This is a genomic window from Psychroserpens mesophilus (assembly GCF_000826645.1).
Lineage (GTDB): Bacteria > Bacteroidota > Bacteroidia > Flavobacteriales > Flavobacteriaceae > Psychroserpens > Psychroserpens mesophilus.
The window spans coordinates 1-248 of record NZ_JXJP01000062.1 but is presented as its reverse complement, the minus strand read 5'-3'; the positions used below and the strand labels follow the sequence as shown (position 1 = coordinate 248).

The 248-nt window shown below is 66.9% G+C and carries 1 protein-coding gene; it reads right to left on the bottom strand.

The window, feature by feature from the left end; genetic code table 11:
* The coding region (locus TD18_RS17315; RefSeq protein WP_206540217.1) for a hypothetical protein at nt 1-248 on the bottom strand (248 nt) is incomplete at both ends.

The window sequence follows — 248 nt, the reverse complement described above, 5'->3', positions numbered from 1 at the left end:
CTGCGAGACCGATCCGCCGCAACGCCACCAGGAGGGGCGACCCAGGTTGACCTTGGAACGCCACGTCGACAGCTCCGCCGAGCGTCGTAGCGCGTCACGGTGCTTCCAGACGCACTCCTCGAAGTACTCGGCGATGAGGCGGGTCATCTGCATGCGGTAGGTGCCCTCGCCCTCGATCTGGTCGGGGAAGAGGGCGTAGGCCTTGAGGGAGCCGGTGCTCTGGACGTGGATGACGGGAACGTCGAGGC